Below are 24,738 nucleotides of genomic sequence, written 5' to 3' on the forward strand. Positions count from 1 at the left end.
TAACGAAGCTTCTCTGTCAAGACGCTCAAGCCCTGTGGATAAGCTGACTCGTCCCGGACTGCAGCCGGAAGATCAAGTTATCCACAGATGGAGCTTACTTCTGCTTTTTGGTCGGGCGCTGCCAGCCTTCGATATTGCGCTGGCGGCCACGGGCCACGGCCAGGTTCCTGGGGGGCACGTCGTTGGTAATGGTCGAGCCGGCAGCGGTGTTGGAGCCATCACCGATATCCACAGGTGCAATCAACGCGTTGTTGGAGCCGATGAATACATCCTCTCCGATCACCGTCTGATGCTTGTTGGCGCCGTCATAGTTGACGGTGATGGTGCCAGCGCCAATGTTGGTGCGCGCACCAATGACCGTGTCACCCAGGTACGTCAGGTGACCCGCCTTCACGCCCTCCCCCAGCACGGCATTCTTCAGTTCCACGAAGTTACCCACATGGGCCTTGGCACCCAGCACGCTGCCCGGGCGCAGACGGGCGAACGGGCCGCAATCGGCACCCTCACCCACTTCGGCACCTTCCAGATGGCTGTTGGCCTTGACGATGGCGCCCTTGCGCAGGGCGCTGTCCTTGATCACGCAATTGGGGCCGATCTGCACGTCGTCTTCGATGACTACCCGGCCTTCGAGGATCACGTTGATGTCGATGGTCACATCGCGGCCCACGGTGACATCGCCGCGCACATCGAAACGATGCGGGTCACGCAGGGTGACGCCCTGCGCCATCAGGCGGCGGGCGATGCGCTGCTGGTAATGACACTCCAGCTGCGAGAGCTGGATGCGGTCGTTGGCACCGAGCACTTCCATCTCGTCGGCGGCCCGTTCGGTGGCCACCACCAGGCCGTCGGCCACTGCCATGGCGATCACATCGGTCAGGTAGTACTCGCCCTGGGCATTGCTGTTCGACAGCCGCCCCAGCCAGTCGGCCAGGCGCTTGCCCGGCACCGCGAGAATGCCGGTATTGCCTTCACGGATCTGCCGCTGCGCTGCGCTGGCATCCTTGTGCTCGACGATGGCCTGCACCACGCCCTGATCGTCCCGCACGATGCGGCCGTAGCCGGTCGGATCGGCGAGCTCGACGGTGAGCAGGCCAAGCTGGTCGTCATTGACCAGAGCCAGCAGGCGCTGCAGGGTCGCGGTCTCGATCAGCGGCACGTCACCGTAGAGGATCAATACGGTATCGGCACTGAGCTGCGGCAGCGCCTGAGCCACGGCGTGGCCGGTACCGAGCTGCTCGGCCTGGATGACGAAATTCAGGTCGTCCGCTGCCAGCCGCTCACGCACCTTCTCGGCGCCATGCCCGATCACCACCTGAATGCTCTGTGGCTGCAGGCTGCGGGCGGTGTCGACGACGTGGGCGAGCATGGGCTTGTGGGCCACCGGGTGCAGGACCTTGGGCAGAGCGGAGCGCATGCGGGTGCCTTGGCCGGCGGCGAGGATGACGATATCGAGGGACATGGCGAGCGGTTCCTTGGCAATCGCAGCCGCACGGGTCGGCTGCGAAACAAAAACGATAGAAAAGCAAAAGGGTAGCCAAGGCTACCCTTTTACCAAGCAACGATGAAGCCCGCAGGTATCAGCTACCGCCGAACTTCTTGCGCAGTTGCTGGACGGTGCGCAGCTGGGCTGCGGCCTCGGCCAGACGCGTAGCGGCAGAACCGTAGTCGAACTCGGCACCCTGCTCGCTCAGCGCTTTCTCGGCAGCCTTGACGGCTTCCTGAGCAGAGGCTTCGTCCAGGTCGGCAGCACGTTGCACGGTATCGGCAAGTACCTTGACCATGCTCGGCTGCACTTCGAGGAAGCCACCGGAGATGTAGAACACCTCGGTTTCGCCACCCTGCTTGACCAGACGAATCGGGCCCGGCTTGAGGTCGGTGATCAGCGGTGCGTGGCCCGGGGAAATCCCCAGATCACCCAGGTTGCCGTGGGCGATCACCATTTCGACCAGACCGGAGAAGATCTCGCCTTCTGCGCTGACGATGTCGCAATGGACTGTCATAGCCATATCTAGCCTCACGTAAGCGCCCGTTGCCGGGCGCACGGGTGATTACAGTTTTTTCGCTTTCTCGATGGCTTCTTCGATGCCGCCGACCATGTAGAACGCCTGCTCCGGCAGGTGATCGTACTCACCTTTGAGGATGCCGCTGAAACCAGCGATGGTGTCCTTCAGGGAAACGTACTTGCCTGGCGAACCGGTGAAGACTTCGGCCACGAAGAACGGCTGGGACAGGAAGCGCTGGATCTTACGAGCACGGGATACCAGCTGCTTGTCTTCTTCCGACAGTTCGTCCATGCCGAGGATCGCGATGATGTCCTTCAGCTCTTTGTAGCGCTGCAGCACGTACTGAACGCCGCGAGCGGTGTCGTAGTGCTCCTGGCCGATCACGTTCGGGTCCAGCTGGCGCGAAGTCGAGTCGAGTGGATCGACCGCTGGGTAGATACCCAGGGAAGCGATGTCACGGGACAGTACGACGGTGGCGTCCAAGTGGGCGAAGGTGGTCGCCGGGCTCGGGTCGGTCAAGTCGTCCGCAGGGACGTATACGGCCTGGATCGAGGTGATCGAACCGGTCTTGGTCGACGTGATGCGCTCTTGCAGAACGCCCATTTCTTCGGCCAGGGTCGGCTGATAACCCACTGCAGACGGCATACGGCCGAGCAGTGCGGATACTTCGGTACCGGCCAGGGTGTAGCGGTAGATGTTGTCCACGAAGAACAGAACATCACGGCCTTCGTCACGGAACTTCTCGGCCATGGTCAGGCCGGTCAGTGCTACGCGCAGACGGTTGCCTGGTGGCTCGTTCATCTGACCGTAGACCAGGGCTACCTTGTCGAGAACGTTGGAGTCCTTCATCTCGTGGTAGAAGTCGTTACCCTCACGAGTACGCTCACCCACACCGGCGAACACGGAATAACCGCTGTGCTCGATGGCGATGTTACGGATCAGTTCCATCATGTTCACGGTCTTGCCGACACCGGCACCACCGAACAGACCGACTTTACCGCCCTTGGCGAACGGGCAGACCAGGTCGATGACCTTGATGCCGGTTTCCAGCAGCTCGTTGGAGCCAGCTTGCTCGGCGTAGGTCGGCGCAGGACGGTGAATGCCCCAACGCTCTTCTTCGCCAATCGGGCCAGCTTCGTCGATCGGGTTGCCCAGTACGTCCATGATACGGCCCAGGGTTTTCACCCCGACCGGTACCTGGATGCCTGCGCCAGTGCTGTCGACGTCCAGGCCACGTTTCAGGCCTTCGGTCGAACCCATCGCAATGGTACGCACCACGCCGTCGCCCAGCTGCTGCTGAACTTCCAGAGTGGTTTCGGCGCCGACTACTTTCAGCGCTTCATAAACACTCGGCACCTTGTCACGCGGGAATTCCACGTCGATGACGGCGCCGATGATTTGAACGATACGTCCGCTACTCATCTTTGGTTCCTCTGAATATTTGAACCGTTAAACCGCGGCAGCGCCGCCGACGATTTCCGAAATTTCCTGGGTGATCGCTGCCTGACGTGCCTTGTTGTAAACCAACTGCAGGTCTTTGATGATGTCGCCAGCGTTGTCGGTGGCATTCTTCATCGCAATCATCCGCGCGGCCTGTTCGGCTGCGTTGTTCTCGACCACTGCCTGATACACCTGCGACTCCACGTAGCGCACCATCAGCCCGTCAAGCAGTTGCTTGGCGTCGGGTTCGTACAGGTAGTCCCAGTGGTGCTTCAGTTCCTGATCCGGATCGGCCACCAGTGGAATCAACTGCTCCACGGTCGGCTTCTGGGTCATGGTATTGATGAACTTGTTGGAAACCACGGACAAACGGTCGATGCGCCCTTCCAGGTAAGCATCGAGCATCACCTTGACGCTGCCGATCAGATCATTGATCGACGGCTCTTCGCCGAGGTGGCTGATCGCAGCGACGACGTTGCCACCAAAGTTGCGGAAGAATGCCGCGCCCTTGCTGCCAACCACGCAGAGATCGATCTCCACGCCGCGCTCGCGGTTTGCCGACATGTCCTTGACCAGGGCCTTGAACAGGTTGGTATTCAAGCCACCGCACAGACCACGGTCCGAACTCACCACCACGTAACCGACGCGCTTTACTTCGCGTTCGATCATGAAGGGATGACGGTATTCCGGGTTGGCGTTGGCCAAATGACCAATTACCTGGCGGATACGCTCCGCGTAGGGACGGCTAGCTGCCATGCGCTGTTGTGCCTTGCGCATCTTGCTGACCGCCACCTTTTCCATGGCGCTGGTGATCTTCTGCGTGCTTTTGATGCTCGCAATCTTGCTGCGAATCTCTTTTGCGCCTGCCATTTCACACCTATCGGGTTAGCAGGCGGGCGCCGTTGGGCGCCCGCTGCGGCTTACCAGGTTTGGGTGGCTTTGAACTTCTCGATACCGGCTTTCAGCTGGCCATCGATGTCGTCATTGAAGTCACCCTTCTCGTTGATCTTCGCCATCAGAGCGGCGTAATCACGGTTGAAGAAGGCGATCAGAGCCTGCTCGAAGCTGATGATCTTGGCGACTTCGATGTCGGTCAGGAAACCACGCTCTGCGGCATACAGCGACAGCGCCATGTCCGCGATGGACATCGGAGCGTATTGCTTCTGCTTCATCAGCTCGGTAACGCGCTGGCCGTGCTCAAGCTGCTTGCGGGTGGCTTCGTCCAGGTCAGAAGCGAACTGGGCGAATGCCGCCAGTTCACGGTACTGAGCCAGAGCGGTACGGATACCACCGGAGAGCTTCTTGATGATCTTGGTCTGCGCAGCACCACCCACACGGGATACCGAGATACCGGCGTTGACGGCCGGACGGATACCCGAGTTGAACATGGCCGATTCCAGGAAGATCTGACCGTCGGTGATCGAAATCACGTTGGTCGGAACGAACGCGGAAACGTCGCCAGCCTGGGTTTCGATGATCGGCAGAGCGGTCAGGGAACCGGTCTTGCCAGTCACGGCGCCATTGGTGAACTTCTCGACGTACTCTTCGGAAACGCGCGATGCACGCTCCAGCAGACGGCTGTGGAGATAGAACACGTCGCCCGGGTAGGCTTCACGGCCTGGCGGACGGCGCAGCAGCAGGGAGATCTGACGGTAAGCAACGGCCTGCTTGGAGAGGTCGTCGTACACGATCAGGGCATCTTCACCGCGGTCACGGAAGTATTCGCCCATGGTGCAGCCGGCGTAAGGAGCCAGGAACTGCAGCGCAGCGGATTCGGAAGCCGAGGCAGCCACCACGATGGTGTTGGCCAGAGCACCGGACTCTTCCAGTTTGCGAACCACGTTGGCGATGGTCGATTGCTTCTGACCGATGGCTACGTAGACGCAGAAGATGCCGCTTTTCTTCTGGTTGATGATGGCGTCGACGGCCAGAGCAGTCTTGCCGATCTGACGGTCACCGATGATCAGCTCACGCTGGCCACGGCCTACCGGGATCATGGCATCGACCGACTTGTAACCGGTCTGCACCGGCTGGTCGACCGACTTACGCCAGATTACGCCAGGTGCGACTTTCTCGACGGCGTCGGTGGCTTGAGCATTGATCGGGCCTTTGCCATCGATCGGGTTGCCCAGTGCGTCGACAACGCGGCCCAGCAGTTCCGGACCAACCGGAACTTCCAGGATGCGGCCCGTGCACTTGGCGCTCATGCCTTCGGCCAGGGTGGTGTACGCACCCAGGATTACGGCACCTACGGAGTCTTGCTCCAGGTTCAGTGCCATACCGTAGACGCTGCCCGGGAACTCGATCATTTCGCCGTACATGACGTCGGCGAGACCGTGAATGCGCACGATACCGTCAGACACGCTGACGACAGTGCCTTCGTTACGGGCTTGGGAAGAGACGTCGAGTTTCTCGATACGTCCCTTGATGATTTCACTAATTTCGGAAGGATTGAGTTGCTGCATAGCTCTGCTGCCCCTTCAAACTCAAGATTTCAATGCTTCGGCCAGCTTCGCGATTTTGCCGCGAACTGAGCCATCGATAACCAGGTCGCCGGCGCGGATTACGACACCACCAATCAAGGCGGCATCCTCCGCAGCATGCAGGCGCACTTCCCGGCCGAGCCGTGCACTGAGAACCTTGGCGAGTTTGTCTTGCTGTTCATCGCTCAATGCGAAGGCACTGGTGACATCCACGTCGATCGACTTCTCCTGTTCGGCCTTGTAGAGCTCGAACAGCGAGTAGATTTCCGGCAACAGGGCCAGACGATCGTTCTCTGCGACAACGTGGATGAAATTGCGTACCTGGGCGTCGAACTTGTCACCACACACCTCGACGAAGGTGGTGGCCTTGTCTGTACTCGTCAAACGCGGGGCCTTGAACACGCGCTGCAGGGTGGCGTCTTGCGACACCGCCGCTGCCAGGCCGAGCATGGCTGACCAAGAGGCCAGCTGCTGGTGAGCCTGGGCGTATTCGAAGGCCGCCTTGGCGTAAGGTCGGGCCAACGTGGTCAGTTCTGCCATGATCGCGCCCTCGCTTAAATTTCGGCGGCCAGTTTGGAAACCAGCTCCGCATGCGCGTTTTGGTCGATAGATGCGCCCAGGATCTTCTCGGCACCGCCAACGGCCAGAGCACCCACTTGGGCACGCAGCGCGTCTTTGATGCTGTTGATTTCCTGTTCGATCTCGGCCTGAGCCTGTGCCTTCACGCGATCCGCCTCGACACGAGCCTGTTCACGGGCTTCATCGACGATTTGGGTACCGCGTTTCTTGGCTTGCTCAATGATCTCAGCAGCCTGTGTCTTGGCTTCGCGCAGTTGTTGACCCGCTTTCTCTTGGGCCAACTCCAGATCACGAGCCGCACGACTGGCTGCATCCAGACCTTCTGCAATCTTCTTCTGACGTTCTTGCAAAGCCGCAATGACCGGAGGCCACACGAACTTCATGCAGAACAGCACGAAGATAAAGAAGGCAACGGACTGGCCAATCAGGGTTGCATTAATGTTCACGCCAACACCTCGCTCGTTCGTTGTCCATCACACCAATCAGCTCGAAAATTCGAGTGATTAGCCAGCGATTTGACCAACGAAGGGGTTCGCGAAGGTGAAGAACAGTGCGATACCAACACCGATCATGGTCACGGCGTCGAGCAGGCCGGCGACGATGAACATTTTCACTTGCAGCATTGGGACCATTTCCGGCTGACGCGCAGCGCCTTCCAGGAACTTGCCGCCCAGCAGGCCGAAGCCGATGGCGGTACCCAGAGCGCCCAGGCCAATCAGCAGAGCAACAGCGATCGCGGTCAGACCAACTACAGTTTCCATCTTTCCTCCCGACTTTTTACGTCGTATTGGTTAAGGTTTTTCTAAGGGTAAAGCGGTAAAGCAAAATCGTTGCTTCCAGTGCCCTTGCGGGCGATCCAGCCGAAACTGGAATCCATCGAAAACGCCGCGCATCCCGCCAGGGCAGTGGATGCGCGTCACGCCATCAATGGCTGTCTTCGTGCGCCATCGACAGGTAGACGATGGTCAGCATCATGAAGATGAATGCCTGCAGCGTGATGATGATCAGGTGGAACACTGCCCAGGCCCACTGCAGTACGCCTGCCAGTGCTGCCAACAGAATGCCGCCGCCGAACATGACCGCGATGAGGATGAAGATCAGCTCGCCGGCATACAGGTTGCCGAACAGACGCAGCGCCAGGGAAATCGGCTTGGCGATCAGGGTCACGAACTCCAGCAGGAGGTTGACCGGGATCAGCAGGATTTTCACGAAGATGTTCTTGGCGCTGAACGGGTGCAGGGTCAGTTCGCCGAGGAAGCCGCCGATGCCCTTGACCTTGATGCTGTAGAAAATGATCAGCGCGAACACCGACAGGGCCATGCCCAGGGTCGCGTTCGGGTCAGTGGTCGGAACGGCGCGGAAGAACAGGTGCTCGTCGCCGGCGATCTTGGCGGCAGCTACTGGAATCCAGTCCACCGGCACCAGGTCCATCAGGTTCATCAGGAAGATCCAGACGAAGATGGTCAGGGCCAACGGAGCGATCAGTGCGTTACGACCGTGGAAGGTGTCCTTGACGCTGCCGTCGACGAACTCGACCAGCACTTCGACGAAGTTCTGCAGACCGCCAGGCTGGCCCGAGGTTGCGCGGCTTGCGGCAGCCTTGAACAGCAGAATGAAGATCAGGCCCAGCACCACGGAGATACCCAGGGTGTCGAGGTGGAACGCCCAGAAGCCCATTTCTTTGGCTTCTTCAGCGGAGTGGGCGAAACCCCAGCCATTCACCGGATGCTGACCATAGGTCAGGTTCTGCAAGTGATGCTGGATATAACCCGAAGCGGTTTCTGCAGCTGCCATAAATCCCTCAAACGCTCTAAGGCTTTAAAAGTTATCTCTTCATCAGCAAGGGTGCGAACCAGTTGACCAATTGGGTCAGCAGGAACACGCCGAACAACGCCAGCGCATCCAAAGGCTTCACACCTGCAAACACCAGCGCAAAAAGCACCGCTGTCAGAACCAGTTTCCCAGCTTCGCCGGCGTAGAACGACCGAACGATGGCCTGGGCTGCCCGCGCTCCGGAAAACCGGAATGCCTTGTGGGCGAAGTACACATTCGGCAGCAAGGCAATCAGCCCGCCACACAAGCCCGAATATCCGCCGATCGAGCCCCGCCAGTGCCAGCAGGCAGCGGCAAGAACCAATGCCACGATCAGTTGAGCTACCAGAACAGGAAACACCGGCAGTCGATGGAATGGCAGGCGTTTTGGCGTGCGTATATCCATCATTTTTCCCGGTAAATCGTACTCAGACTTCGTTACCAAGCTAATCAATAACTTGGCACATTTTGTGCCGTCGAAATGCGCGCAGAGTATAGGGGTGGTTCCCACCCCGTTCAACTGCCCGAAAGTCTTTTCGCACTAGTGCTGCGCGGGCAATTGTTTCAGCGGATGTGGGCTAGGACGCCCTGGAGCTCATCGAGGGAATTGTAGCGAATGACCAGTTGGCCTTTACCCTTCTGACCGTGCTTGATCTGCACTGGAGAGCCCAGGCGCTCAGCCAGGCGCTGTTCGAGCCGACTGATATCCGGATCGGTCTTGGTGGCGGCTACGGGCTTCTCCTGGGTGTTCAGCCATTGCCGCACCAGCGCCTCGGTCTGACGGACGGTCAGGCCCCGTGCGACAACGTGTCGCGCTCCTTCAGTCTGCTGTTCGGCAGGCAGGCCCAGCAGGGCGCGAGCGTGACCCATTTCCAGGTCACCGTGGGAAAGCAGGGTTTTCACCTCTTCGGGCAGAGCGATCAAGCGCAGCAGGTTGGTGATGGTCACCCGCGACTTGCCGACGGCTTCGGCGACCTGTTGCTGCGTCAGCTGGAACTCCTGCTGCAAGCGCTGCAGGGCCATGGCTTCTTCGATCGGGTTGAGGTCTTCACGCTGGATGTTCTCGATCAGCGCCATGGCGATGGCGGCTTCGTCCGGCAGTTCGCGGACCAGCGCCGGGATGCGGTCCAGGCCGGCCTGCTGAGTGGCCCGCCAGCGACGTTCACCCGCGACGATTTCGTAACGGCCATCACCGACCGGACGCACCACGATGGGCTGCATCACGCCGTGGGTCTTGATCGAGTGGGCCAGTTCTTCGAGGGCGGTGGCGTCCATGTCGCGGCGCGGCTGGTACTTGCCGCGCTGGATCAGATCCAGAGGCAGGTGCTGCAACTCACTGGTATCGGCCTTGACCGCTTCTTCCTCAAGGGCGTCGACGCTGGTGCCCCCCAACAGGGCGTCCAGGCCTCGTCCCAGCCCACGTTTCTTGGCGGCCATGCACAGATTCCTTATACGGTTGCGGTGTGGGCGTTCGCGCGCTGCCGGCGAACCAGTTCGCCAGCCAGCGCCAGATAGGCGATCGCACCACGGGATTGCTTGTCGTAGACCAGCGCCGGCATGCCGAAGCTCGGCGCTTCGGCCAGTCGCACGTTACGCGGGATCACGGTTTGATAGAGCGTCTCGGGGAAATGTTCCTTGAGCTGCGCCGATACATCGTTGGTCAGGCTGATGCGCGGGTCGTACATGGTGCGCAATAGGCCTTCGATCTTCAGCGACGGATTGAGCAGCTTGCCGATGCGCTGGATGCTGTTGACCAGATCGCTCAGCCCCTCGAGTGCGTAGTACTCGCACTGCATGGGGATGATCACTCCATCGGCGGCGACCAGGGCATTGACCGTCAGCATGGACAGCGCCGGTGGGCAGTCGATGAGGATGTAATCGTAATTTTCGCGGATCGGCGCCAGCGCATAACGCAGGCGGCTTTCCTTCATCTTCATTTCCAGCAGGGACACTTCCGCGGCGGTCAGGTCGCGGTTGGCGGGCAGCAGCTGGTAGCCACCATGCTCGGAAAACTGCATGGCCTCGACCAGATTGCACTCGCCGACCAGTACGTCGTAGATCGAGTGCTCCAGCGCCTGCTTGTCCACACCGCTGCCAGTGGTGGCGTTGCCCTGCGGGTCGAGGTCGATGAGCAGCACACGGCGTTTGGTCGCAACCAGGGAAGCCGCCAGGTTGATGCAGGTGGTGGTCTTGCCCACCCCGCCTTTCTGGTTGGCGATTGCGAATACTTTAGCCATGTTGCCGTTCCCCCTAAACCGAGCGACGCAGTATCAACAGATGGCGCTGACCTTGGCAACCGGGAACCTTGAGCACGTGGGTTGCAGTGAGACGGAAGTCCGCTGGCAATGCCTGCAACTCATCGTCCGGATGCACGCCTTTCATTGCCAGCCACTGGGTCTGGGTATCGCCAAGGTGGCGCGTCCAGTTGGAAAAATCCTCCAGAGAGCTGAAAGCCCGTGAACAGATACCGCCGAACGGCCGCTCAGGCGTGAAGCCTTCCACACGGCTGTGGATAACTTCCAGGTTGGCCAGCTTCAGCTCGAGTTTCACCTGGGTCAGGAAGCGGGTTTTCTTGCCGTTGGAATCGAGCAGTGTGAAGCGCCGCTCCGGAAACAGGATAGCCAGCGGAATACCCGGCATGCCGCCGCCACTGCCGACATCCAGCCAGTTATCCCCAGCCTCCGCGACGAAGGGCACCACGCTGAGGCTGTCGAGCAGATGACGCGAGACCATCTCGTCGGGGTCGCGTACAGCGGTCAGGTTGTAGGCCTTGTTCCACTTGATCAGCAAGGCCAGGTAGGCGAGCAATTGCTGGTGTTGCTGCTCGGACAGGGTGACACCCAGTTCGAGGGCGCCTTGTTGCAATTCTTCGGCGTGGCGAGAGGTCACGGACATCAGGCGGTCTGCTCCATCTGGCGAGCGGCGCCACGTTTCTTCAGGTGGATCAGCAACAGGGAGATCGCGGCCGGGGTGACACCCGGAATCCGCGATGCCTGGCCCAGGGTCTGTGGTCGGGCATTGCCGAGCTTGTGCTGGATTTCCTTGGACAGACCGGAAATCGTTGCGTAGTCGATATCCACAGGCAGCGCGGTTTCTTCACTGGCGCGCAAGCGAGCGATCTCGTCCTGCTGACGCTCGATGTAACCCGCGTACTTGGTCTTGATCTCGACCTGCTCGGCGACCTGCGGATCCTCGGCGCCTTCACCGGTCACCTGGACCAGGCCGGCGTAGTCGATCTCCGGGCGCGCCAACAGGTTGAGCAGGTTGTACTCGTGGGTCAGCGGCGTGCCGAAACGCTCGACGAGCGCATCGCCCTGAGGCGTGTTCGGGCGCACCCAGGTACCTTTCAGGCGCTGCTCTTCACGGAAGATACCTTCACGCTTGGCCTCGAAGGCTGCCCAACGATCGTCGTCGACCAGGCCGAGCTCGCGACCTTTTTCGGTCAGGCGCAGATCGGCGTTGTCTTCGCGCAGGATCAGCCGGTACTCGGCCCGCGAGGTGAACATGCGGTAAGGCTCCTGGGTACCCAGGGTGATCAGGTCGTCGACCAGCACGCCGATGTAGGCCTCATCGCGACGCGGGCACCAGCTGTCCTTGCCCTGGGCACGCAACGCGGCATTGGCACCGGCCAGCAGGCCCTGTGCACCGGCTTCTTCGTAGCCGGTGGTGCCGTTGATCTGACCGGCGAAGAACAGCCCGCCGATGACCTTGGTCTCCAGGCTGTACTTCAGGTCGCGCGGGTCGAAGTAGTCGTACTCGATGGCGTAGCCCGGACGCACGATGTGGGCATTCTCCATCCCGCGGATGCTTTGCACGATCTGCAACTGCACGTCGAACGGCAGCGAGGTGGAGATTCCGTTGGGGTACAGCTCATGGGTGGTCAGGCCTTCCGGCTCGATGAACACCTGGTGACTGTCCTTGTCGGCGAAGCGATGGATCTTGTCCTCGATGGACGGGCAGTAACGCGGCCCGACACCCTCGATGACCCCGGAATACATCGGCGAACGGTCGAGGTTGGCAGCGATGATTTCGTGGGTACGCGCATTGGTGTGAGTGATCCAGCAGCTCACCTGGCGAGGATGCTGTTCCTTGCTGCCCATGAACGACATCACCGGAATCGGCGTATCGCCTGGCTGCTCGGTCATCGCCGAGAAGTCCACCGAGCGACCATCGATGCGTGGTGGCGTACCGGTTTTCAGGCGACCGACGCGCAGCGGCAGTTCACGCATGCGTTTGGCGAGGGCATTCGAGGGCGGATCACCGGCGCGGCCGCCGGAATAGTTCTGCAGGCCGATGTGGATAAGTCCACCGAGAAAGGTCCCGGTGGTCAGCACCACGGAATCGGCGAAGAAACGCAGGCCCATCTGAGTGACCACGCCCTTGACTTCGTCCTGCTCGACGATCAGGTCGTCCGCAGCCTGCTGGAAGATCCACAGGTTGGGCTGGTTTTCCAGGATCTCGCGTACCGCTGCCTTGTACAGGATACGGTCAGCCTGAGCACGGGTCGCACGTACTGCCGGGCCCTTGCGGCTGTTGAGTACGCGGAACTGGATGCCACCCTTGTCGGTGGCGATCGCCATGGCACCACCCAGGGCGTCGATTTCCTTGACCAGATGGCTTTTGCCGATCCCGCCGATGGCCGGGTTGCAGCTCATCTGCCCGAGGGTTTCCACGTTGTGGGTCAGCAGAAGGGTTTTTACACCCATGCGCGCCGCTGCAAGCGCAGCCTCGGTACCGGCATGGCCGCCGCCGATGACGATCACCTGAAAACGGGAAGGGAAATCCACCACGCACCTCGTGCCTGTTGAGTAAGGGAGCTTTTTGGTTTGAAAGCGAGAAAGGGCGGCAAGTATAGGGACTTAGGCAGGTTGAAAGAAGCCTTTTGCACAAAAAATAGCCAATCGGGTGTCAGGGAAATCGTCCGATGTCCCGATGCGCTTCACCTTGTCCGCTCATCGCTCCTGCAGGTCAGATGGTCTGGAGGTAAATAAAAGAAAAAAGAATGATTTTTTTAAAAGGCTTGTTTTTATGTTTATAAATGGTGGCGGGCATTTCTGTGGATACATTGCTACAGGCCTTTAACCACGTGATGTACAGCGATGTATGAAAGCGGGATTAACCTGGGCTGAGGGTGTTAGGTAGCGGTTATCAGCCTGTGTGTAAAACGGGTACTTATGCACAGGGTGGGTTATCCCTAGCTTTGTCACCGGGTTATGGGCATAGCTCAGTGGCGGTTTTCCACAGGGTTTATTTGGGCTGTTGAAATCCTCGATAGGCAGGTAATGAGCTACGAGACAGGGTGCGGCTGGCAGGTCCTGGTCAGAATGCGGGGCCTGCAAGTGAGAGAAATTGCAGACAGGGGAGAGGCTTTTGTATGAGGGAGATGGCTGGCTGAATGGAGCAAGCCGCAACCTGTAGGAACCCCCTTGTGGGCGATGAGATGGCGTGATGCTGCAAAATTTGGCAGGACTGCCATTCACCGCGGCGGTCGGCCGACAGGGCGTGCGGAACGCCTGTGGCCCCTGGGGATAAGTGCAGATCGGTCAGCAGGCGGGAGAGCAAGCAGGGCTTTGCGCGAAGCTACAGAGCCCCGACATGTTCATTTACCGATGCAGAAGCTCGAAAAGATGCGCCCCAGCAGATCGTCCGAGCTGAAGGCACCGGTGATCTCACCGAGCGCCTGCTGAGCCTGCCGCAGGTCCTCGGCGAGCAGTTCCCCGGCGCCTGCGAGCGTCAGTTGGGCGTGGCCGTGGTCGAGGTGGCTCTGTGCCTGGTGCAAGGCATCGAGGTGGCGGCGGCGCGCGCTGAAGCCGCTTTCAGCGGTCTGCTGGAAGCCCATGCAGGCTTTCAGGTGTTCACGCAGCAGGTCCAGGCCTTCGCTGGATTTGGCCGATAGCACCAGCGTGGCATGGCCATCGTCGCTGAGTTGCAGGCCGACAGGTTCGGCGGAAAGGTCTGCCTTGTTGCGGATCAGGGTGACACGAGCAGGGTCCGGGCGCCGCTCGAGAAACTCCGGCCACAGCGCGAAGGGATCATTGGCCTCGGGTGCAGTGGAATCGACCACCAGCAGCACGCGGTCCGCTTCGCCGATTGCCTTCAGCGCACGCTCCACGCCAATGCGCTCGACCTGATCGTCGGTATCGCGCAGCCCTGCGGTATCCACCACATGCAGTGGCATGCCATCGATGTGGATATGTTCGCGCAGCACATCCCGGGTGGTACCGGCGATGTCGGTGACGATGGCGGCTTCGCGCCCGGCCAGCGCATTGAGCAGGCTGGATTTTCCGGCATTCGGCCGGCCGGCGATCACCACGTTCATGCCATCGCGCAACAATGCGCCCTGGCCCGCCTCACGCAACACTGTGGATAACTGTGTGCGTACAGCTTCGAGCAGGCTCAGTACGTGGCCATCGGCCAGAAAGTCGATTTCCTCTTCTGGGAAGTCGATGGCGGCTTCGACGTAGATACGCAGGCTGATCAGTCGCTCAGTCAGCTCATGCACTCGACGGGAGAATTCGCCTTGCAACGAGCGCACGGCATTGCGCGCCGCCTGGGCGGAACTGGCTTCGATCAGGTCGGCGATCGCTTCCGCCTGAGCCAGGTCGAGCTTGTCATTGAGGAATGCCCGTTCGCTGAACTCACCAGGGCGGGCCTGGCGTGCGCCCAGTTCCATGCTGCGTTGCAGCAGCATGTCCAGAACCACGGGACCGCCATGGCCCTGGAGCTCGAGCACGTCCTCCCCGGTAAAGGAGTTGGGTCCGGGGAAGAACAGCAGCAGGCCTTCGTCGATCACCTCGCCGGAATCGTCATGCCAGGCACCGTAGTGCGCATGCCGTGGTGTCGGCTCGATACCGCTCAGGGTAATGGCGATCATCCGTGCACGGGGCCCGGAGACTCGCACGATGCCCACACCGCCACGACCCTGGGCAGTGGCGACGGCGGCGATGGTTTCACGGGATGTGGACATAAAACTCTCCAAACGCTGGATAGCAAAACGCCCCACGAGGGGGCGTTCTGTGTAGCCGGCGAAGCTTAGTAGATCAGGCTGCGGAAGCCTTGGTCTGCGCTTCGATCTTGCGGGTAATGTACCACTGCTGGGCGATGGACAGGACGTTGTTGACCACCCAGTACAGCACCAGACCAGCCGGGAACCACAGGAAGAAGAAGGTGAAAATGATCGGCATCATTTTCATCACACGAGCCTGCATGGGGTCCGGCGGCGTCGGGTTCAACTGCTGCTGGATGAACATGGTAGCGCCCATGATGATCGGCAGGATGAAGAACGGGTCCTTGATCGACAGGTCGGTGATCCACAGGATCCACGGTGCCTGACGCATCTCGACGGATTCCAGCAGGGTCCAGTACAGGGCCAGGAACACCGGCATCTGCACGAGGATCGGCAAGCAGCCGCCCAGCGGGTTGATCTTCTCTTTCTTGTACAGCTCCATCATCGCCTGGGACATCTTCTGGCGATCGTCACCGAACTGTTCCTTCAGCGCCTGCAGGCGCGGCGAGACGGCACGCATGCGCGCCATGGAACGGTAGCTGGCGGCCGACAGCGGGAAGAAGGCCAGCTTGATGATCAGCGTCAGCACGATGATCGAGAAGCCCCAGTTGCCGAGCAGGTTGTGGATATGTTCCAGCAACCAGAAGATCGGTTCGGCAAGGAACCACAGGATGCCGTAGTCGACGGTCTTGTCCAGGCCCGGCGACAGCGCCGCGAGATCCTTCTGGATCTTCGGACCGGCATACAGGGTGGTGCTGGCCTGGGCTTCGGCGCCGGCAGGGATGTTCAGAGCCGGGCCGGTGTAGCCGATGATGTAGTTACCCTGGCTGTCCTTGCGGGTCTGCACCAAGTTGGTATCGTCTTTCGAAGGAATCCACGCGGTCACGAAATAGTGCTGCAACCAGGCAACCCAGCCGCCCTGCACGGTTTCCTTGAGGCCTTGCTTGTCGATGTCTTTCATCGACACCTTGGTGTACGGCTTCTCGGCGGTCCACAGCGCTGCACCCAGATAGGTGGCAGTGCCGGTGGCGGTGCTGGAAGACGGGTCACCGCTGTTGTCACGCTTGAGCTGGGCGAACAGGTTACCGGTCCACGGTGTGGCACTCTGGTTGTTGATCAGGTAGGTCACGCCGATCTGATAACCATTGCCACTGATGCAGCCAGCTTTCTTCTGCTCCACTTCCTTGGCCGAGCAACTGGTATCGAGGCCACGGTTGAAGGTGAAACGCTTGATGTAGTTGACGCCGGCTTCGCTGAAGCTCAGGTCGACGACCAGTTGGTCCTGACCATCAGCCAGTTGATAGACGCGCTGCTCGCTGTTGTACAGCGGGCGACCATTGGCGCGGGCGTCAGGGCCGTTTGCACCGGTCAGGCCGCTTTGCGCCAGGTACAGGTGCTCGCTGCCATTGTCGAACAGCTGGAACGGAACATCGGGACGGTCCTGACGACGCGGGTAGTGGGGCAGTTGCAGGCGCACCACATCACCACCGCGTGGATCGATGGCCAGATCCAGAACGTCGGTTTTAACCTGGATCAGCTCATCGCTGACAGCGACGGCCTCCACCGGGCTTGGATCGGTGCCTTCGGCGTTTGCCGTCGGGACATCGTCATTGCTGGCAACGGAGGCGGTTTCCGGCAAGCCTGGGGTGGCCTTGCCGGTGGAAGCTGTCTGATTCGGCAGAGCGGCCTGGCCGTAGTCCTGGTTCCATTGGAGAACCATCATGTAGGACACGACTGCCAGGGCGACGATCAGGATCGAGCGTTTGATATCCATGATTATTCGGCCATCGAAGAGGATCGGGAGTGTTTCGCGAGGGGCACCGGATCGTAGCCTCCGGGATGCCAGGGGTGACAGCGTCCCAGACGACGAACGGTCAGCCAGCCACCACGCAGGACGCCATGGGTTTCGATGGCTTCAAGCGCGTAGCAGGAACAAGAGGGGTAGAAACGACAATGACTGGCCATCAATGGACTGATGGCGTACTGGTAAAACCGGATTGGAGCTTGGACCAGTTTACGCATGGGGATTGTCGTTCACCCCGGTCTGGGCATCGGGCTGTTGGGCAGGCTTGCTGCGGGCGAGGCGTTTCCACAGCTTGCCGAACTGTTGAGCCAGTTCGGCGTTCTGCAGATCACCAAGGCCTTTACGCGCGACCACCACGATGTCCCAGCCCACCAGGTTGTCTTGGTTGAGGCGGAACGATTCGCGGATCTGGCGTTTCAGGCGGTTGCGCTCAACGGAGAGCTTGACGCTCTTCTTGCCGATCACCAGACCTAGGCGTGAATGATCAAGCTCATTGTTGCGCGCAAGCAGCAGGACACTCTTGCCCGGCGCTTTGCCACTGGGAGAGTCGAAGACTGCCTTGAATTGCCGGGGAGTTAGCAGGCGCTTCTCCCGGCCGAAGCCTCGACTCACCACAAGACTGGAAAATCAGACTGCGAGACGAGCACGGCCCTTGGCGCGACGACGCGACAGGACGGCACGGCCGTTCTTGGTAGCCATGCGAGCACGGAAACCGTGGGTACGAGCGCGTTTGATGGTGCTGGGTTGGAAAGTGCGTTTCATGATGCGGTTACCTGGTTGTCGACAACGGACCGGAATGGTCCCCGTTTTAAGAGACCGGCGATTCTAGAGAAAGCCGCAGGCCAGGTCAATTTCCAACCAGGTGTTTTCCATATAGAGAAATATAAAGGAAAGAATCTTTTTAGAAAGGCTTGTTATGTTTTTTATAATTAGCCAATTCGGTTTCTGTGGATAAGTAGCTTGGCGTCTCTGCTTTCGGGGGCTACGAGAATCCGAAACCCTGTCAGAAAGCGGTGCTGCGCCTGTTGGATCAGCGGGCATAAGCTGGGGAAGAAACGCCTGTTTACCCACAGGCCGATTATCCACTCGGTTTTCCCCCTGCTTTCACACCGGCCTCATGGGCTGTTATCCACAGGGTTCAAAGTTGTTCAGCCGACGTGCGGTGTTTTTATAACACCTTGATTTGTCATGTACTGATCACCTTTCCTATGTGGATAACTCTGGCCGTGGAGGCTACAATAGCGGCTGTTTTTGCCTCAGCGCTTTTGATCAGGGGATGTCCGTGTCCGTGGAACTTTGGCAGCAGTGCGTAGAACTCCTACGCGACGAACTGCCTGCCCAGCAATTCAACACCTGGATCCGTCCACTACAGGTAGAAGCCGAAGGCGACGAGCTGCGTGTCTACGCACCCAATCGTTTCGTGCTCGACTGGGTCAATGAAAAGTACATGGGTCGTATGCTCGAGCTGCTCGGTGAGCGTGCCACGGGCCTGGTACCGGCGATATCGCTGTTGATAGGCAGCCGCCGCAGCTCCACGCCTCGTGCAGTGCTGACGCCCTCGCCCTCGGTGTCCAACTACAGCAGCCCGTCCGCGCCTGCACCGCAGGTCAGCGCACCGCCGCCCAAACCGCCTGTGCAAGCCGAGCCGTCGCGGGCCAGTTTCGATTCCATGGCGGGTGCTGCGTCCAGTGTCGCGCCGGCTCGTGGTGAGCGTAACGTACAAGTAGAAGGTGGCCTCAAGCACACCAGCTACCTCAACCGCACGTTCACCTTCGACAACTTCGTCGAAGGCAAGTCGAACCAGCTGGCTCGTGCCGCTGCCTGGCAGGTCGCGGACAATCCCAAGCACGGTTACAACCCGCTCTTCCTTTATGGTGGCGTCGGCCTCGGCAAGACTCACTTGATGCATGCGGTGGGTAATCACCTGCTGGCCAAGAATCCGAATGCCAAGGTGGTGTATCTGCACTCCGAGCGTTTCGTGGCCGACATGGTCAAGGCGCTGCAGCTCAATGCCATCAACGAGTTCAAACGCTTCTATCGCTCGGTGGATGCGCTGCTCATCGATGACATCCAGTTCTTCGCCAAGAAGGAGCGTTCGCAGGAAGAGTTTTTCCATACCTTCAATGCCTTGCTCGAAGGCGGCCAGCAGGTGATCCTCACCAGCGACCGCTACCCGAAGGAAATCGAAGGCCTGGAAGAGCGCCTCAAGTCGCGCTTCGGCTGGGGGCTGACCGTTGCGGTCGAGCCACCCGAGCTGGAAACACGTGTAGCGATCCTGATGAAAAAGGCCGACCAGGCCAGGGTCGATCTGCCACACGACGCCGCATTCTTCATCGCCCAGCGTATTCGTTCCAACGTACGTGAGCTTGAAGGTGCGCTGAAGCGTGTGATCGCGCATTCGCACTTCATGGGCCGCGATATCACCATCGAGCTGATTCGCGAGTCGTTGAAGGATCTGCTGGCCCTTCAGGACAAGCTGGTCAGTATCGACAACATCCAGCGCACCACGGCGGAGTACTACAAGATCAAGATTACCGATCTGTTGTCCAAACGCCGTTCGCGGTCGATCGCGCGGCCGCGTCAGGTGGCCATGGCGTTGTCGAAGGAATTGACCAACCACAGCCTGCCTGAAATAGGTGTGGCCTTCGGCGGTCGCGATCACACCACTGTATTGCACGCCTGTCGTAAGATTGCTGAACTTAGAGGATCCGACGCGGATATCCGCGAGGATTACAAGAACCTGCTGCGTACACTGACAACGTGATGCGCAATTCCATGCACGAGGCAAGGGACTAGACCATGCACTTCACCATTCAACGCGAAGCCCTGTTGAAACCCCTGCAACTGGTCGCCGGCGTCGTGGAACGCCGCCAGACCTTGCCGGTTCTGTCCAACGTTCTGCTGGTCGTCGAAGGCCAGCAGCTGTCGCTGACCGGCACTGACCTGGAGGTCGAACTGGTCGGGCGTGTGGCGCTTGAAGATGCTGCCGAGCCGGGTGAGATCACCGTGCCGGCGCGTAAGCTGATGGACATCTGCAAAAGCCTGCCGTCTGATGCGCTGATCGACATTCGTGTCGACGAGCAGAAGCTGCTGGTCAAGGCCGGTCGCAGTCGCTTCACGCTGTCCACCCTGCCTGCGAACGATTTTCCTACCGTTGAGGAAGGCCCAGGTTCGCTGACCTTCGATCTGGTGCAGAGCAAGCTGCGTCGTCTGATCGAACGTACCAGCTTCGCCATGGCCCAGCAGGACGTACGTTACTACCTCAACGGCATGTTGCTCGAGGTGCAGACGGGTGTTCTGCGCGCTGTCGCTACCGACGGCCATCGCCTGGCGATGTGTTCCATGGAAGCCAGCATCGAGCAGGTCGAGCGTCATCAGGTGATCGTGCCGCGCAAAGGTATCCTGGAACTGGCTCGTCTGCTTACCGAGCAGGATGGCAGTGTCAGCATCGTCCTGGGCCAGCACCACATCCGCGCGACCACGGGTGAATTCACCTTCACCTCCAAACTGGTAGACGGCAAGTTCCCGGATTACGAGCGCGTATTGCCGCGTGGCGGTGACAAGCTGGTCGTCGCTGATCGCCAGGGCCTGCGTGAAGCCTTCAGCCGCACCGCGATTCTGTCGAACGAAAAGTACCGCGGCATTCGCCTGCAACTGGCGTCCGGCCTTCTGAAAATTCAGGCCAACAACCCGGAGCAGGAAGAAGCCGAAGAAGAAATTGCCGTCGAGTACAACGGTGGTGCGTTGGAGATCGGTTTCAACGTCAGCTATCTGCTCGATGTCCTGGGTGTAATGACCACCGAGAAGGTGCGTCTGATTCTGTCCGACTCCAACAGCAGTGCACTGGTGCAGGAAGCCGATAACGACGACTCGGCTTATGTCGTCATGCCGATGCGCCTGTAATTGTCGCTGCCGCTAGCGGCACTCCAGGCGTTATTGAAATCAGCTTTGGCATGTTCGGATCAGATACTGATCCGCTACATCCAAAGCTGATTTCGTTTCTGGTCCCTCAATTGTTTGCTCCCCTCCTCCACGGTCCGCTTGATGTCCCTGATCCGTATTAACCTGACCGCAGTGCGCAACCTCGAACCGTCGACGTTGGCTCCCTCCCCGCGCATCAATATTTTGTACGGCGCTAATGGCAGCGGTAAAACCAGCGTTCTCGAAGGTATTCACCTGCTGGGACTCGCGCGTTCGTTTCGCAGTGCCCGTCTCTTGCCCGTCATCCAGTACGAGCAACAGGTCTGCACCCTGTTCGGGCAAGTAAGTCTGGCGGACGGTCGGCAGAGCAATCTTGGCGTTTCGCGCGATCGCCAGGGCGAGTTCCAGATCCGCATCGACGGTCAGAACGCGCGCAGTGCTGCGCAACTTGCCGAAACCCTGCCCCTGCAACTGATCAATCCGGACAGCTTCCGTTTACTGGAGGGCTCTCCGAAAATTCGCCGGCAGTTCCTCGACTGGGGAGTGTTCCACGTGGAACCTCGGTTTCTCCCCGCCTGGCAACGCCTGCAGAAGGCCCTCAAGCAGCGGAACTCGTGGCTTCGCCGTGGTACACTTGATGCCGTTTCTCAAGCGGCCTGGGATCGCGAGTTGTGCCTGGCCAGCGATGAAATCGACAGTTATCGGCGATCCTACATACAGCAACTGAAGCCTGTCTTCGAGCGTACCCTCAGCGAGCTGGTTGAGCTCCAAGGGCTTACGCTGAGCTACTACCGGGGGTGGGACAAAGACCGCCCCCTGAATGAAGTGCTGACGTCTTCTTTGTTGCGTGACCAGCAGATTGGGCATACTCAATCCGGCCCGCAGCGAGCAGACCTCAGGTTGAGGCTTGGTGCGCACAATGCAGCGGACATCTTGTCCCGGGGCCAGCAGAAGCTGGTGGTGTGCGCCTTGCGGATTGCCCAAGGGCATTTGGTTGATCAGGCCAAGCGTGGCCAATGTATCTATCTGGTGGATGACTTGCCGTCAGAACTGGATGAACAGCACCGCCGCGCATTGTGCCGTTTATTGGAAGATTTGAACTGCCAGGTATTCATCACCTGTGTAGACCATGAATTGTTGAGCGATGGCTGGCAAACGGATACGCCGGTTTCCATGTTCCACGTGGAACATGGACGTATCACCCAGACCTCGACCACCGGGAGTGAAGCATGAGCGAAAACCAAACGTACGACTCCAATAACATTAAGGTCCTCAAGGGCCTGGATGCCGTACGCAAGCGGCCTGGCATGTACATCGGCGACACCGATGACGGCAGCGGTCTGCACCATATGGTCTTCGAGGTGGTCGATAACTCCATCGACGAGGCCCTGGCCGGTCATTGCAGTGACATCACCATCACCATCCACCCGGATGAGTCGATCAGTGTGCGTGACAATGGTCGTGGTATTCCGGTCGACATTCACAAGGAAGAAGGCGTTTCTGCTGCTGAGGTCATCATGACCGTGCTGCACGCCGGTGGTAAGTTCGACGACAACAGCTACAAGGTTTCTGGCGGCCTGCACGGTGTTGGTGTTTCGGTAGTCAACGCGCTCTCCAAGGAGCTGGTGTTGACCATCCGCCGCAGCGGCAAGATCTGGGAACAGACCTACGTGCATGGCGTGCCACAAGCCCCAATCGCAGCGGTTGGTGACAGCGATACCACGGGTACGCAGATCCACTTCAAGCCGTCGGCTGACACCTTCGCCAACATTCATTTCAGTTGGGACATTCTGGCCAAGCGCCTGCGCGAACTGTCGTTCTTGAACTCTGGTGTCGGCATTCTTCTGAAGGATGAGCGTACCGCCAAGGAAGAGCTGTTCAAGTACGAGGGTGGCCTGCGTGCATTCGTTGAGTACTTGAACGTCAACAAGACAGCCGTGAACCAGGTGTTTCACTTCTCCGTGCAACGAGATGACGGTGTCGGTGTGGAAGTGGCCCTGCAGTGGAACGACAGCTTCAACGAAAACCTGCTGTGCTTCACCAACAACATTCCTCAGCGTGACGGCGGTACCCACCTGGCTGGCTTCCGTTCTGCGCTGACGCGTAACCTGAACAACTACATCGAGCAGGAAGGCCTGGCCAAAAAGCACAAGATCGCCACCACGGGTGATGACGCCCGTGAAGGTTTGACCGCGATCATTTCGGTCAAGGTGCCAGATCCGAAATTCAGTTCGCAGACCAAGGACAAATTGGTCTCTTCCGAAGTGAAAACCGCGGTCGAGCAGGAAATGGGCAAGTACTTTTCTGACTTCTTGCTGGAAAACCCCAACGAAGCCAAGGCCGTTGTCGGCAAGATGATCGACGCTGCTCGTGCCCGTGAAGCGGCGCGTAAAGCTCGTGAAATGACTCGCCGTAAAGGCGCGCTGGATATTGCCGGCTTGCCAGGCAAACTGGCCGACTGCCAGGAGAAGGACCCTGCCCTTTCCGAACTGTACATTGTGGAGGGTGACTCCGCGGGCGGTTCTGCCAAGCAGGGCCGTAACCGCAAGACCCAGGCGATCCTGCCGCTCAAGGGCAAGATCCTCAACGTCGAGAAAGCACGCTTCGACAAGATGATTTCCTCCCAGGAGGTCGGCACGCTGATCACCGCTCTGGGTTGCGGCATCGGCCGTGAGGAATACAACATCGACAAGCTGCGTTACCACAACATCATCATCATGACCGATGCTGACGTCGACGGTTCGCACATCCGTACCCTGCTGCTGACCTTCTTCTTCCGTCAGCTGCCGGAGCTGGTAGAGCGCGGCTACATCTACATCGCGCAGCCGCCGCTGTACAAGGTCAAGAAGGGCAAACAGGAGCAGTACATCAAGGACGACGAGGCCATGGAGGAATACATGACCCAGTCGGCCCTTGAAGACGCCAGCCTGCATGTCAACGAAAGTGCGCCTGGCCTGTCCGGTGAAGCGCTTGAGCGCCTGGTGAACGACTACCGCCTGGTGATGAAGACCCTCAAGCGCCTTTCGCGCCTGTATCCCATGGAGCTCACCGAGCATTTCGTCTACCTGTCGGGTGTCACCAGCGAATTGATGGCCGACAAGGCTGCGATGGAAAGTTGGCTGACCCTGTTCGACGCTCGCCTGAAAACCATGGAAAAGTCCGGCCTGGCCTACAAGACCAGTCTGCGCGAAGACACCGAGCGCCACCTGTGGCTGCCGGTGGTGGAGCTGATCTCCCACGGCAACTCCAGCTACATCACCTTCAACCGTGATTTCTTCACCAGCAACGATTACAAGACCGTCACCACTCTGGGTGACCAGTTGAACAGCCTGCTCGAAGAAGGTGCCTACGTGCAGCGCGGCGAACGCAAGAAGCCGGTCACCACCTTCAAGGAAGGCCTGACTTGGCTGATGACCGAAAGCACCAAGCGTCACAGCATTCAGCGATACAAAGGTCTCGGTGAGATGAACCCGGATCAGCTCTGGGAAACCACCATGGACCCGGAAGTTCGTCGCATGCTCAAGGTGCGTATCGAAGATGCCATCGCTGCGGATCAGATCTTCAACACCCTGATGGGTGACGAAGTGGAACCACGCCGCGACTTCATCGAGACCAACGCCCTGGCGGTGTCCAACCTCGACGTCTGAGAATTGCATTTGCGACGCACAAAAAACCCGGCTTAAAGCCGGG

22 protein-coding genes and 1 pseudogene are annotated in these 24,738 nt (G+C 59.5%); 4 read left to right on the forward strand and 19 right to left on the reverse strand.

Annotation, left to right across the window (positions count from 1 at the left end; all coding sequences use genetic code 11):
• Nucleotides 1-94: 94 nt before the first annotated feature.
• The 19 genes from glmU to rpmH all read right to left on the reverse strand — a co-directional run bounded on the left by glmU (nt 95) and on the right by rpmH (nt 17,889).
• Nucleotides 95-1,459, reverse strand: coding sequence for a bifunctional UDP-N-acetylglucosamine diphosphorylase/glucosamine-1-phosphate N-acetyltransferase GlmU (gene glmU / locus FHR27_RS20625; protein ID WP_179539428.1), 1,365 nt, complete (start codon nt 1,457-1,459; stop codon nt 95-97).
• Between the two features lie 118 nt (nt 1,460-1,577).
• Nucleotides 1,578-2,006, reverse strand: coding sequence for a F0F1 ATP synthase subunit epsilon (locus tag FHR27_RS20630; RefSeq protein WP_042554474.1), 429 nt, complete (start codon nt 2,004-2,006; stop codon nt 1,578-1,580).
• A 42-nt stretch (nt 2,007-2,048) separates the two neighbouring features.
• Nucleotides 2,049-3,425 (reverse strand): F0F1 ATP synthase subunit beta, encoded by a 1,377-nt coding sequence (gene atpD / locus FHR27_RS20635; protein WP_073263617.1) that lies wholly within the window; start codon nt 3,423-3,425, stop codon nt 2,049-2,051.
• A gap of 27 nt (nt 3,426-3,452) precedes the next feature.
• The gene (gene atpG / locus FHR27_RS20640; RefSeq protein ID WP_042556077.1) at nt 3,453-4,313 is read right to left on the reverse strand and encodes a F0F1 ATP synthase subunit gamma; all 861 of its coding nucleotides are present in this window, start codon (nt 4,311-4,313) and stop codon (nt 3,453-3,455) included.
• 50 nt (nt 4,314-4,363) lie between these two features.
• Nucleotides 4,364-5,908, reverse strand: a complete 1,545-nt coding sequence (gene atpA / locus FHR27_RS20645; RefSeq protein WP_179539429.1) for a F0F1 ATP synthase subunit alpha — start codon at nt 5,906-5,908, stop codon at nt 4,364-4,366.
• A gap of 21 nt (nt 5,909-5,929) precedes the next feature.
• The gene (locus tag FHR27_RS20650; RefSeq protein WP_042556075.1) at nt 5,930-6,466 is read right to left on the reverse strand and encodes a F0F1 ATP synthase subunit delta; all 537 of its coding nucleotides are present in this window, start codon (nt 6,464-6,466) and stop codon (nt 5,930-5,932) included.
• A 14-nt stretch (nt 6,467-6,480) separates the two neighbouring features.
• Entirely contained in the window at nt 6,481-6,951 is a 471-nt protein-coding gene (locus FHR27_RS20655) for a F0F1 ATP synthase subunit B (RefSeq protein WP_070882403.1), read from the reverse strand.
• 57 nt (nt 6,952-7,008) lie between these two features.
• Complete coding sequence (gene atpE, locus FHR27_RS20660) at nt 7,009-7,266, reverse strand: F0F1 ATP synthase subunit C (protein WP_003097235.1); 258 nt, start codon at nt 7,264-7,266, stop codon at nt 7,009-7,011.
• A gap of 163 nt (nt 7,267-7,429) precedes the next feature.
• Entirely contained in the window at nt 7,430-8,299 is an 870-nt protein-coding gene (gene atpB, locus FHR27_RS20665) for a F0F1 ATP synthase subunit A (RefSeq protein WP_042556073.1), read from the reverse strand.
• 31 nt (nt 8,300-8,330) lie between these two features.
• A complete protein-coding gene (locus tag FHR27_RS20670; RefSeq protein WP_042556072.1) occupies nt 8,331-8,723 on the reverse strand; it encodes a F0F1 ATP synthase subunit I in 393 nt (130 codons plus the stop codon).
• A 158-nt stretch (nt 8,724-8,881) separates the two neighbouring features.
• On the reverse strand, nt 8,882-9,754 hold the full coding sequence (locus tag FHR27_RS20675; RefSeq protein ID WP_179539430.1) for a ParB/RepB/Spo0J family partition protein: 873 nt from the start codon (nt 9,752-9,754) through the stop codon (nt 8,882-8,884).
• Between the two features lie 11 nt (nt 9,755-9,765).
• On the reverse strand, nt 9,766-10,554 hold the full coding sequence (locus tag FHR27_RS20680; protein WP_042556070.1) for a ParA family protein: 789 nt from the start codon (nt 10,552-10,554) through the stop codon (nt 9,766-9,768).
• 13 nt (nt 10,555-10,567) lie between these two features.
• Entirely contained in the window at nt 10,568-11,212 is a 645-nt protein-coding gene (gene rsmG / locus FHR27_RS20685) for a 16S rRNA (guanine(527)-N(7))-methyltransferase RsmG (RefSeq protein WP_373565126.1), read from the reverse strand.
• Entirely contained in the window at nt 11,212-13,104 is a 1,893-nt protein-coding gene (gene mnmG, locus FHR27_RS20690; RefSeq protein ID WP_179539431.1) for a tRNA uridine-5-carboxymethylaminomethyl(34) synthesis enzyme MnmG, read from the reverse strand. Before mnmG ends, rsmG begins: the two co-directional genes overlap by 1 nt.
• An 812-nt stretch (nt 13,105-13,916) precedes the next feature.
• Nucleotides 13,917-15,284 carry a tRNA uridine-5-carboxymethylaminomethyl(34) synthesis GTPase MnmE gene (gene mnmE, locus FHR27_RS20695; RefSeq protein ID WP_179539432.1) on the reverse strand — a complete coding sequence of 456 codons (1,368 nt, stop codon included), beginning with the start codon at nt 15,282-15,284 and terminating at the stop codon, nt 13,917-13,919.
• A gap of 73 nt (nt 15,285-15,357) precedes the next feature.
• Nucleotides 15,358-17,097 (reverse strand): membrane protein insertase YidC, encoded by a 1,740-nt coding sequence (gene yidC, locus FHR27_RS20700; RefSeq protein ID WP_042556066.1) that lies wholly within the window; start codon nt 17,095-17,097, stop codon nt 15,358-15,360.
• Nucleotides 17,098-17,099: 2 nt separating this feature from the next.
• The gene (gene yidD / locus FHR27_RS20705; protein ID WP_082045890.1) at nt 17,100-17,345 is read right to left on the reverse strand and encodes a membrane protein insertion efficiency factor YidD; all 246 of its coding nucleotides are present in this window, start codon (nt 17,343-17,345) and stop codon (nt 17,100-17,102) included.
• Entirely contained in the window at nt 17,338-17,739 is a 402-nt protein-coding gene (gene rnpA / locus FHR27_RS20710; RefSeq protein WP_179539433.1) for a ribonuclease P protein component, read from the reverse strand. Before rnpA ends, yidD begins: the two co-directional genes overlap by 8 nt.
• 15 nt (nt 17,740-17,754) lie before the next feature.
• A complete protein-coding gene (gene rpmH / locus FHR27_RS20715) occupies nt 17,755-17,889 on the reverse strand; it encodes a 50S ribosomal protein L34 (RefSeq protein ID WP_003213577.1) in 135 nt (44 codons plus the stop codon).
• 520 nt (nt 17,890-18,409) lie between these two features.
• Here rpmH and dnaA point away from each other — a divergent pair.
• The 4 genes and pseudogenes from dnaA (at nt 18,410) to gyrB (ending at nt 24,695) form a co-directional block, all read left to right on the forward strand.
• A complete protein-coding gene (dnaA, locus tag FHR27_RS20720) occupies nt 18,410-19,891 on the forward strand; it encodes a chromosomal replication initiator protein DnaA (RefSeq protein WP_042556079.1) in 1,482 nt (493 codons plus the stop codon).
• A 35-nt stretch (nt 19,892-19,926) separates the two neighbouring features.
• Nucleotides 19,927-21,030, forward strand: coding sequence for a DNA polymerase III subunit beta (gene dnaN, locus FHR27_RS20725; protein WP_179539434.1), 1,104 nt, complete (start codon nt 19,927-19,929; stop codon nt 21,028-21,030).
• Nucleotides 21,031-21,171: 141 nt separating this feature from the next.
• Nucleotides 21,172-22,274: pseudogene (gene recF, locus FHR27_RS20730) on the forward strand (DNA replication/repair protein RecF).
• Between the two features lie 3 nt (nt 22,275-22,277).
• Nucleotides 22,278-24,695 carry a DNA topoisomerase (ATP-hydrolyzing) subunit B gene (gene gyrB, locus FHR27_RS20735; protein WP_042556063.1) on the forward strand — a complete coding sequence of 806 codons (2,418 nt, stop codon included), beginning with the start codon at nt 22,278-22,280 and terminating at the stop codon, nt 24,693-24,695.
• Nucleotides 24,696-24,738: the final 43 nt, after the last annotated feature.

The sequence above is a fragment of the Pseudomonas flavescens genome, assembly GCF_013408425.1.
In the GTDB taxonomy this organism is placed as follows: Bacteria; Pseudomonadota; Gammaproteobacteria; order Pseudomonadales; family Pseudomonadaceae; genus Aquipseudomonas; species Aquipseudomonas fulva_A.